Annotated in this window: 10 protein-coding genes; 2 read left to right on the top strand and 8 right to left on the bottom strand. The window is 60.7% G+C overall.

All coding sequences use genetic code 11. The features are described from left to right. The first annotated feature begins 525 nt into the window (after window positions 1-525). A complete protein-coding gene (locus KGB27_RS23710; protein WP_008033583.1) occupies window positions 526-1,008 on the top strand; it encodes a hypothetical protein in 483 nt (160 codons plus the stop codon). Window positions 1,009-1,154: 146 nt separating this feature from the next. Then, window positions 1,155-2,435 carry an OmpP1/FadL family transporter gene (locus tag KGB27_RS23705; protein WP_008039174.1) on the top strand — a complete coding sequence of 427 codons (1,281 nt, stop codon included), beginning with the start codon at window positions 1,155-1,157 and terminating at the stop codon, window positions 2,433-2,435. Between the two features lie 90 nt (window positions 2,436-2,525). On the opposite strand, the gene KGB27_RS23700 is transcribed toward KGB27_RS23705, so the two are convergent. From KGB27_RS23700 to cobU, 8 genes are all read right to left on the bottom strand, one after another. Further along, window positions 2,526-3,074 carry a glutathione peroxidase gene (locus tag KGB27_RS23700; RefSeq protein WP_411736630.1) on the bottom strand — a complete coding sequence of 183 codons (549 nt, stop codon included), beginning with the start codon at window positions 3,072-3,074 and terminating at the stop codon, window positions 2,526-2,528. A gap of 61 nt (window positions 3,075-3,135) precedes the next feature. Then, on the bottom strand, window positions 3,136-3,258 hold the full coding sequence (locus KGB27_RS31415) for a hypothetical protein (protein WP_008033574.1): 123 nt from the start codon (window positions 3,256-3,258) through the stop codon (window positions 3,136-3,138). Next, entirely contained in the window at window positions 3,255-4,463 is a 1,209-nt protein-coding gene (locus tag KGB27_RS23695; RefSeq protein ID WP_008033572.1) for an MFS transporter, read from the bottom strand. Before KGB27_RS23695 ends, KGB27_RS31415 begins: the two co-directional genes overlap by 4 nt. Before the next feature lie 52 nt (window positions 4,464-4,515). Further along, entirely contained in the window at window positions 4,516-4,920 is a 405-nt protein-coding gene (locus KGB27_RS23690; RefSeq protein WP_008033571.1) for a MarR family winged helix-turn-helix transcriptional regulator, read from the bottom strand. Window positions 4,921-5,073: 153 nt separating this feature from the next. Then, window positions 5,074-5,808, bottom strand: coding sequence for an adenosylcobinamide-GDP ribazoletransferase (locus KGB27_RS23685; RefSeq protein WP_223556541.1), 735 nt, complete (start codon window positions 5,806-5,808; stop codon window positions 5,074-5,076). A gap of 2 nt (window positions 5,809-5,810) precedes the next feature. Continuing rightward, complete coding sequence (gene cobC, locus KGB27_RS23680; RefSeq protein ID WP_008039189.1) at window positions 5,811-6,386, bottom strand: alpha-ribazole phosphatase family protein; 576 nt, start codon at window positions 6,384-6,386, stop codon at window positions 5,811-5,813. Then, on the bottom strand, window positions 6,383-7,438 hold the full coding sequence (gene cobT / locus KGB27_RS23675) for a nicotinate-nucleotide--dimethylbenzimidazole phosphoribosyltransferase (RefSeq protein WP_223556539.1): 1,056 nt from the start codon (window positions 7,436-7,438) through the stop codon (window positions 6,383-6,385). The genes cobC and cobT overlap by 4 nt, the downstream gene beginning before the upstream one ends. Continuing rightward, entirely contained in the window at window positions 7,435-7,956 is a 522-nt protein-coding gene (gene cobU, locus KGB27_RS23670; RefSeq protein WP_223436648.1) for a bifunctional adenosylcobinamide kinase/adenosylcobinamide-phosphate guanylyltransferase, read from the bottom strand. Before cobU ends, cobT begins: the two co-directional genes overlap by 4 nt. Window positions 7,957-8,056 lie beyond the last annotated feature (100 nt).

Below are 8,056 nucleotides of genomic sequence, written 5' to 3'. Positions count from 1 at the left end.
GTCGCCCCCTCGAGAGGCCGAGTGGAGGTTCTGCGCAGTGGGCAACCCGGCATGGATGCCGGGTTAGCCGCGCACGGCCAGGGATGGCCGATCGCGGCGGGCCCACGGAGCAGGACCGGAGCGAGGGCATGTCGAGCACTAGCGAGGCACCGAACGAAAGGGGCAAGAGCCCTTTGGTTACTTTGGGGCTTTTCCAAAGTGACTCGCTGTAAAAGCGAAACCAATAGCAGCCGTTACCCCAAGAATGGATATGCACCCAAACAAAAGAACACCCGCCCCGCCCCCTAAAAAACGGGTCTTTTTATTGCCCGATATTTCCCTTTTCGCAGCCGCCGCGTAAGCACTAACCGATATAACGGTTATAACTGTCTGCCGGAAATATTTTAAAAACAGACCTTTACAGCGCGAATATGACACTACACTTCAACTCAAGCGGCTTGAACCGCTTACGGCGAGCCTGAGTCGATCCACCCGCTGCCAACGCTAAGTTCAGGACTCGCCGACCACTTCTTGTTCGAGGGTTTTATGGGTATCGCTGCCAGCGAACTGTGCCGTTATGTGATCCGTCCGACACTGATCTACCTGGGACGCCATAGCGCGACCGCCGAATCCCTGCTGCTGGGCATCGCCGCCAGTCAGTCAGCCCTTGGTTCCGCCCTGCATGACCGCCGTGGACACGGCTTGTACCGAATCGCCGAACCCCGCCACCAGGCACTCTGGGACCATTACCTGGCACTTGATCCGGAACGCGCGAGCCTGGTGCGCGGACTGGCCAGCCAGCATGCGTTCCTCAGCGGCCCACACCTCGAATTGACCGTAAACCTGCGTTACGCCACAGCCATCGCCTGGCTGCTGGTCGAAGAACAGAACACCCCCCTCCCCGAAGCAGACGACTTGCTGGGAATGGCCCGAATCTGGCGCCAGACCTTCCAACCCCAAGGACGCCTGAGAGATTTCACCTACGCCTGGCAAACCTGTGTATCACCATTGAATCAAGTCGCCTGCTGACCCCCTCGCTTAACAAGATCGCCCAACAGGTCGCGATTTTGGTCGGATTGTCCTACAAAACCGCTCTAAATCAAGCAATACAGCCTATAGCGCTGGGACGAAAATGTTGGTAATTTTCGCCCCGGTGATCACCAGGAGTTCTAATAATGAAAAAAGTAATGCTCAAAACCACCCTTAGCCTCGCCGTTGCCTTGGCATCCACCCAAATCTTCGCAAGTGGTTTTGCCCTCAACGAACAAAGCATCAGTGGGATGGGCACTGGTTTTGCCGGGCGATCTTCTGCTGCCGACGACGCATCCACCGTTTTTGGCAACCCTGCCGGTATGTCTCGCCTCAAGCGCGAACAAGTGACCGGTGGTGTTGCATTTATCGACGCGCACGCTGACATCAGCGATGCAAGCTCCCGCCCGAATAGTGGTACCAACAAAGGTGACATGGTCCCTTTCATGGGCGTACCCATGGGCTACTACGTAAAGCCAATCGATGACCAGTGGGCTGTCGGTTTCGGCGTCTACGCACCATTCGGCCTGGTGACCGACTACGAGAACGGCTTCGCCGGCAAATACTTCGGCAGCAAGAGCGAAGTCACGATCGTCACCCTGCAGCCAACTGTCAGCTACGCCTTCAACGACAAGGTGTCCATCGGTTTCGGTCCGACCATCAACCGCATCGACGGCAAGCTGGAATCGAACCTGTCGCTGAACCCGCAGGCAGCGGACGGTACCGTCAAGATCAAGGGTGACGACACCGCTATCGGCTACAACATCGGCATCATGGTTCAAGCCCTCGAAAGCACTCGCCTCGGCCTGACCTATCACTCGAAAGTGAAGTACAAGCTGGACGGTGACACCAAGGTCAACTACGGAGTACTCGCGGCGCTGGGCCAGAACCCGAACCAGAAGTTCGACGCTTCGCTGGACATCACCACGCCTGAGTCCGTGGACTTCTCGGTCACTCATCAGCTGGACGACAAGTGGACCCTCTACGCAGGCAGCACCTGGACTCGCTGGAGCCGCCTGAAAGAAATCACCGTCGAGAACGAAGGCGTCCCTGCCGCTCTGGCAGCACGCGGCCTTCGCACGATCACTGAAGAGCAGAACTGGCACGACACCTGGGCTCACGCCATCGGTGCTTCCTATCAGTTGAACAAGCAATGGGTGCTGCGTACCGGTCTGTCCGTCGACCAGGCGCCGACCAACAACGAAAACCGTTCCCCGCGCATTCCGACTGGCGATCGCAAGATCTTCAGCCTGGGCGCTGGCTGGAGCCCGACCGACGACCTGACCATCGACGTAGCGTATTCGTACCTGCGCGAAGAGTCGGTCAAGGTCAACAACAGCAACGGTGCTCCTCGCAACCAGACCTACAACGCCAAGTATGAAAACTGGGCGAACGGTTTCGGCATTGGTGCGACCTACCGCTTCTGATGTGATTCACGGCGAGCCTGAACCCCTCGCCGCCTGAATCAAAAAAGCCCCGCGCTCTTTACAGAGGCGGGGCTTTTTAGTGGGCGTCGATCAGGGTTGTGAAGCCAGGGCTTTTTCCACGGCGGCGATGAATTCTGGATCGTCAGGCGTGGTGAGGCTGGAGAAGTTGGCGATCACCTTGCCTTTGCGATCGACCACATACTTGTAGAAATTCCACTTCGGCGCATCGCTTTGGGCGGCAAGCACCTGGAACAGATGAATCGCATCATCACCGCGAACCTTCTGCGTCTCGGTCATGGTGAAGGTCACGCCGTAATTCACGTAGCAAACCTTGGCGGTTTCCGCACCATCCTTGGATTCCTGCTTGAAGTCATTGGAAGGCACACCGATCACCTCCAGCCCCTGCCCCTTGTAACGCTGATTCAGCGCCTCCAGGCTTTTGAACTGCGGGGCGAAACCGCAAAAGCTCGCGGTGTTGACCACCACCAGCGGTTTGCCGGCGAAGCGCTGGCACAGGTCGATCGTTTCCTTGGCCCGCAGCTTGGGCAACGAGCCTTGCAAAAGCTCAGGGCACTCGTCGGCCGCTTGAGCCAATCCGGTAAACGCCATGAGTAACGCGGGAACGGCAAGCCAGCGCATCAGCATGTCCATGCATCCTTGAAAAGTCGTCTGCAATGAACTTACTCGCCCTCACATCCTGCTAGCAAGCACCCATGCCCAATTGCATCAACGCCAGCCCGCCCTGATGCCAGCCCCACCACGCCAGGGCCAGCAGCAACAGGCCGCCCGCTGCCACGGCGATTCGTGGCCAGAGGCTGTTCATGTCGCGCTCATCCGGGTTTGCAGGCGCGCCACCGGCCGCTCACGCACCGGCCAATTCAAGGCAGCCGCCAACAGGCTCAAAAGAATCGCTACTTGCCAGATCAAGTCATAACTCCCGGTTCGGTCATACACCACCCCGCCCAACCAGCCACCCAGGAACGATCCGAGCTGGTGGAACAGGAAAACGATCCCACCGAGCATGGACAGATTTCTTACGCCGAACAAGGTCGCCACAGTGCCGTTGGTCAACGGCACCGTCGACAGCCACAGGAAGCCCATGGCCATGCCAAACAGATACGCCGTGGTTGTCGTCACCGGCGCCCACAGAAACAGGACAATCACCACGGCCCGCAGCACATACAGGCCGGTGAGCAAACGCGGCTTGGACATCCGCCCGCCGAGCCAGCCCGCCGTATAAGTACCGAAGATATTGAACAACCCGATCAGCGCCAGCACCGTCGTGCCGACCGTGGCGGGCAAATGCTGATCCACCAGATACGCCGGCAAGTGCACACCGATGAACACCACCTGGAAACCGCAGACGAAAAAGCCGAACGACAGCAGCCAGAATCCCGAATGGGAACAGGCTTCGCGCAAGGCTTCGGAGAGGGTCTGCTCGTGACCGAGGACCGGCAACGGCTTGTCCTTGAGCATACTGACCAGCGGCACGATCAGCGCGACCAGCAGGCCCAGCGCCAGCAATGCCGCCGACCAGCCGAGCCAACCGATCAAACCCAGCGTGCCAGGTACCATCGCGAACTGGCCAAAAGAGCCGGCAGCGCTGGCGATACCCATGCCCATGCTACGTTTCTCTGGGGGTACCACGCGGCCAACCACGCCCAGGATCACCGAAAATGAGGTGCCCGACAGCCCGATACCGATCAATAGTCCCGCGCTCAGCGACAGGGTTACCGCCGAATCGGACAAGCCCATGAACAGCAGGCCCATCGCGTAGAGCACGCCGCCGATCAGCACCACTTTCGCCGCGCCGAAGCGGTCGGCCAACGCGCCGGTAAAGGGCTGCGCCAGGCCCCAGATCAGGTTCTGCAAGGCGATGGCAAAGGCAAACGTCTCACGCCCCCAACCGAACTCGGCACTCATCGGCGCCAGAAACAGCCCGAAGCCGTGTCGCACGCCCAGAGACAACGCAAGGATCAGCGCACTCCCCACTAAAACCCAACCGCAAGTACGCCACATCGATGTCATTCTTATTCTCCGGTAGCGGGTATATACCCGCTTAAGATCGGAAAAACTGGCGTCAGGCCAGTTCGTCCAGCAGCTTCAGCAAAATTTCGCGTTTTTCGGCGCCCAGACGATCAACCAGTCGCTGCTGCGCCGCCTCCCAGGCCGGCAAGGCCGCTTTCAGGCGTTCAGCGCCTGCCTCGGTCAACCTGACGATGCGATTACGCATGTCTTCGCCCTCGACCAGCATGACCAGGCCGTCGCCTTCCAATACCCGCAGGTTGCGCCCGAGGGTGCTGCGGTCCAGGCCCATGGCTTCCGCCAGGGTGGAAATACTCGGTTCATTCAGACGCTGCAGATTGCACAGCAAAGAATACTGGGCAACGTTGATTCCGAAGCCGTCGAGAGCGCCGTCGTAGTGCCTGCTGACGCCACGGGCAGCGCGACGCAGGTTGATGCATAAACATTGGGAGTCGAGCATGGTGCGTGTATATACCCGCGGTTGAATGAATGCAAATTTTTGATACAAAACCCTGTAGGAGCGAGGCTTGCCCGCGAAGAATGCCCCGCGGTCTAACAGAAAAACTGAGTTATCGTTCTTCGCGGGCAAGTCGGATCGCCGCACCGCTCGCTCCTACAGGAACAGTGCAAGGCCAATCAGTAAAACCATCTCCAGCAATTCCAGCAACGCCCCCGCCGTATCGCCCGTGGTCCCGCCCAATCGCCGCAGCATCACCTGCCGCAACCAGACAAACACCACCGCCGCCAACACCAACGCCACGACACCGCTGAGCCCAGCAATCAGCACACAAGCCAATGCACTGACCGCCAGCACCTGCTTGCCCGCCAGACGCGGCAGATGATCGGCCAGCGCCTGCCCCAAGCCACCTGCCCGCACATACGGCGTAGTCAGGAACAGCCCGAGCAACGCAGCACGGCCAATCAACGGAACGATGATCAGGAAAACGCTGTGCTGCTGCTCAATCAATGCCAGCAACGCCGCGAATTTCAGCAGCAACACCAATACCAGCGTGACCACCGCTATCGGACCGCTGCGCGGGTCCTTCATGATCGTCAGCGTTCGCTCGCGATCGCCAAAACCGCCGAGCCACGCATCAGCGCTATCGGCCAGGCCGTCGAGGTGTAACGCACCGCTGAGCAATACCCAAACCGTCAACAGCAACGCCGCGTGCAGCAACAACGGCGTGCCCGACAACACCCAGTTCAACGCCCACAAGATCCCGCCGAACAACAGCCCCACCAGCGGATAAAACAGCAGCGAGCGCCCCAATTCCTGCGGCGCCGGCATGCCCGGCAGACGAATCGGCAGGCTGCTCAGAAATTGCAGGGCGATCCAGAACGGCAACATGATCAGATCGCTTCCTTGAGAATGACGCCGGGTTCGACGTTCAACGAAAACAGCGAACCATGGCCCACTTCAACGTTGAGCAACTGCTCACGCGGCAACCCCCGCGCCTGCGCCAGCAACAAACGCATGACGCCGCCGTGGCTGATCAGCAACACACGCTCGCCCGCGCAGGCAGCCTGCAAACGCCCGACCGCGGCCAGTACTCGCGTCGAAAAATCCGCGACGCGCTCACCCTGCGGCGGCGTAAACGAATAGGGATCGGCCCAGAACAAACCCAACGCCTCGGCATCCGTTTCCATCAGCGCCGCTGCGCTCTGCCCTTCCCAGGCACCGAAATGCAGTTCTTGCAGATCTTTATCCAGCTGCACTGGCAAACCCAGTTGCGCCCCGAGTTCTTCGGCGAACCGCGCACAGCGTTGCAATGGCGAACTGACCAGACGATCCCATGGCCCCTGCGCGACCACCGCTGCGCGCATCTGCGCCCAGCCTGTGGCGGTCAGTGCATCGTCGAGGCTGCCGCGCAAACCGCCGCCCAGTTCGGTTTCGCCGTGACGCAACAGGTCCAGGCGCAAGGTCATGCCGGACGGTCCGCCACGGCGGCTTCGGCGAAGGTCGCCATTTGCCCGTGGAGGTCACACGCCAGGCGCAGCAACGGCACGGCCAACGCCGCGCCGCTGCCCTCGCCCAAACGCAGACCGAGGTCCAGCAAGGGTTCGGCGTTCAGGGTTTCCAGCACATGGCGATGACCCGGCTCGGCACCGCGATGACCGAACAACAGCCACTCGCGGCAATGCGGATTCAAGCGCACCGCCACCAATGCGGCGACGCTGCAAATGAACCCGTCCACCAGCACCGCGACGCCTTCCTGGGCACAGGCCAGATACGCGCCGACCAGTGCGGCGATTTCAAAACCACCGAGGTTGAACAGGGTTTGCAGTGCATCGCCACGCTGAGCGCTGTGCAAGGCCAAGGCACGTTCGATGACCTGAGCCTTATGACTGACACCTGCCGCATTGAGGCCGGTGCCCGGCCCGGTCAAGTGCACCACCGGACAATCCAGCAAGGCACAGGCCAACGCACTGGCCGCCGTGGTGTTGCCGATGCCCATCTCGCCGCCGATGAACAACTGCGCGCCCGCCGCAATGGCGCGCTGCACGCTGTCGCGACCGGCCTGCAAGGCGAGTTCACCCTGGGCTTGAGTCATGGCCGGGCCGTCGACAAAATTCGCGGTGCCGGCACCGATGTTCAAATGGCGCACATCCGGCAGATTCAGCGACGGCGTGACCGTGCCGAGGTCGACCACTTCGAGCGACGCGCCGAGTTGGCGCGCCAACACACTGATCGCCGCGCCACCGTTGACGAAGTTGTGCAGCATCTGCCCGGTGACTTCCTGGGGAAACGCCGACACACCTTCGGCGACCACGCCATGGTCGCCGGCAAAAATCGCGATCCACAGCTGATCCAGGCTCGGCTTGACCTGCCCCTGCAATCCCGCCAACTGCACCGCCACCGACTCCAGCCGCCCGAGGGAACCGGCCGGTTTGGTCAGTTGCTGTTGCCGGGCTTCAGCCTGCTCGACAGCTTGGGCATCGATCGGCTTGCAGGGGTTCAGCCACCAGGATTGAGTCATAACGCAGTTCCTTTCAGAGTCAGGGGCAGGCCGGCGACGGTCAGGACGACTCGCTGACAGCGCTCGGCCAAAGCTTGATGCAGCCAACCGGCTTCATCGACGTAGCGGCGAGTCAATTCGCCCAGCGGCACGACACCCATTCCGGTCTCGTTGCTGACAAAAATGATTTCACCCGGCAGTTCGGCCAGGCAGTCCAGCAGGGCTTCGCGTTCGGCTGTCAGGCGCTCGGCGTCGTCGAGCATCAGCAGATTGGTCATCCACAGGGTCAGGCAATCCACCAACAGGCAACGCTTGGCACAGGCGGTTTCACGCAGGACGCGGGCCAGCTCAACCGGTTCTTCGATCAGCGCCCATTCGGCTGGACGACGGGCGCGGTGGTGGGCGACCCGCTCGCTCATTTCACCGTCCAGCGGTTGGCTGGTGGCGATGTAGGTCACCGGGAGCTGGCTGTCTGCTGCCAGTTTTTCGGCCAGGCGACTTTTGCCGGAACGGGCGCCGCCGAGGATCAGTTGCAGCATGGTTCATTCCTTCAAATAGGCGGTGCGGTCAATGGCCTCTTCGCGGGCAAGCCTCGCTCCTACGGGTTTGCGCGACTCTCGATCTTGTAGGAGCGAGGCT

The organism is Pseudomonas sp. BF-R-01, assembly GCF_019946615.1.
Taxonomy (GTDB): Bacteria; Pseudomonadota; Gammaproteobacteria; order Pseudomonadales; family Pseudomonadaceae; genus Aquipseudomonas; species Aquipseudomonas migulae.
Note: the sequence above shows the minus strand (reverse complement) of the source record. Positions and strands in the feature narration are given on the sequence as shown.

What these genes read in the sequence shown, in the direction of transcription:
- KGB27_RS23710 (WP_008033583.1), top strand. Translation starts at nt 526, where the DNA reads ATGGGTATCGCTGCCAGCGAACTGTGCCGTTATGTGATCCGTCCGACA.
- KGB27_RS23705 (WP_008039174.1), top strand. Translation starts at nt 1,155, where the DNA reads ATGAAAAAAGTAATGCTCAAAACCACCCTTAGCCTCGCCGTTGCCTTG.
- KGB27_RS23700 (WP_411736630.1), bottom strand. Translation starts at nt 3,074, where the DNA reads ATGCGCTGGCTTGCCGTTCCCGCGTTACTCATGGCGTTTACCGGATTG.
- KGB27_RS31415 (WP_008033574.1), bottom strand. Translation starts at nt 3,258, where the DNA reads ATGAACAGCCTCTGGCCACGAATCGCCGTGGCAGCGGGCGGCCTGTTG.
- KGB27_RS23695 (WP_008033572.1), bottom strand. Translation starts at nt 4,463, where the DNA reads ATGACATCGATGTGGCGTACTTGCGGTTGGGTTTTAGTGGGGAGTGCG.
- KGB27_RS23690 (WP_008033571.1), bottom strand. Translation starts at nt 4,920, where the DNA reads ATGCTCGACTCCCAATGTTTATGCATCAACCTGCGTCGCGCTGCCCGT.
- KGB27_RS23685 (WP_223556541.1), bottom strand. Translation starts at nt 5,808, where the DNA reads ATGTTGCCGTTCTGGATCGCCCTGCAATTTCTGAGCAGCCTGCCGATT.
- cobC (WP_008039189.1), bottom strand. Translation starts at nt 6,386, where the DNA reads ATGACCTTGCGCCTGGACCTGTTGCGTCACGGCGAAACCGAACTGGGC.
- cobT (WP_223556539.1), bottom strand. Translation starts at nt 7,438, where the DNA reads ATGACTCAATCCTGGTGGCTGAACCCCTGCAAGCCGATCGATGCCCAA.
- cobU (WP_223436648.1), bottom strand. Translation starts at nt 7,956, where the DNA reads ATGCTGCAACTGATCCTCGGCGGCGCCCGTTCCGGCAAAAGTCGCCTG.